The following is a 1,130-nucleotide window of genomic DNA, read 5'->3' on the forward strand; positions in this document are numbered from 1 at the left end:
TTTGTCTGATGGTGTGGACGGCTCCACCCGAACGGCATCGCAATGTGTCATGCTGGTGCTGTTACGACCCAACAGAGAGAAGGAGCCATCCACAATGGATATTACAACACTCGGAATTTATCCGTTGACCGGCAGGTGATTGCATAGCAATCGCTGAGAGGTTCACCAAGTCTGTTTTTCAACTTCACGGCATTGACACGAATGGCGTCGTGGTTTTGCAAAAGAAGTTGCGCCGTGGCGCTGTTCTGAATTTCCTATCGAAACTGGAACCCTGCCTGATTGGCATGGAGGCCTGTGCCACATCGCATTACTGGGCGCGGGAAATCGCGGCGCTTGGTCACGACGTGCGGATGATTCCTCCCGCTTATGTAAAGCCGTACGTCAAACGGCAAAAGAACGATGCAGCGGATGCGGAAGCCATCTGCGAGGCTGTCACGCGACCGAACATGCGCTTCGTGCCAGTGAAGACCGAGGAGCAGCAGGGTGTTCTTGTGCTGCACCGGTCTCGTGACCTGCTGATGCGACAGCGCACGATGATCCTGAATGCGATCCGCGCCCACTTCGCCGAGTTTGGGGCCATCGCCGCGCAGGGGGCTCGAAAAGTTGCTGAACTTGTCAGTGTCCTTCGTGCTGATGACAACCCCAGATTGCCGGAGACAGCCCGGTCCGCCCTTCTGGCTTTGGCGGTACAACTCGACAGCTTGGAACAAGAAGTCCGGAAGATTGAGCGCGAACTTCTGGAGTGGCATCGGCAGAACGCCGCGAGCCAGCGGTTGATGACGATCCCGGGTGTTGGCCTTATCACGGCAACCGCGCTGGCTGCCAGTGTACCCGATCCGGCTGTCTTCAAATCCGGCCGACAGTTTGCGGCCTACCTCGGCGTGCGGTCCGTCACTCGGACGGATCGCGTTTCGGCCCACACTGCCCCGACAGAACTCGTCGGGCGGCAAGGATCGGCTCGGGCGAATTTCGAAGATGGGGAATGGCTCTCTGCGCCGACTGCTGGTTGTTGGTGCCACCTCCGTCACACGACGGGCGCCAACCACCGACACCCGAACGGGCGCTTGGGTTCGATCGCTCCTGGAGCGCAAGCCGACTCGGGTCGTCACCGTGGCTATCGCCAACAAGAC

1 pseudogene is annotated in these 1,130 nt (G+C 59.1%); it reads left to right on the forward strand.

The features are described from left to right. Positions 1-143: 143 nt before the first annotated feature. Positions 144-1,130, forward strand: a pseudogene (locus tag AB9F26_RS22105) (IS110 family transposase); the annotation flags it as partial.

The sequence above is a fragment of the Falsihalocynthiibacter sp. BN13B15 genome (assembly GCF_041205415.1).
GTDB classification, from domain to species: domain Bacteria; phylum Pseudomonadota; class Alphaproteobacteria; order Rhodobacterales; family Rhodobacteraceae; genus Falsihalocynthiibacter; species Falsihalocynthiibacter arcticus.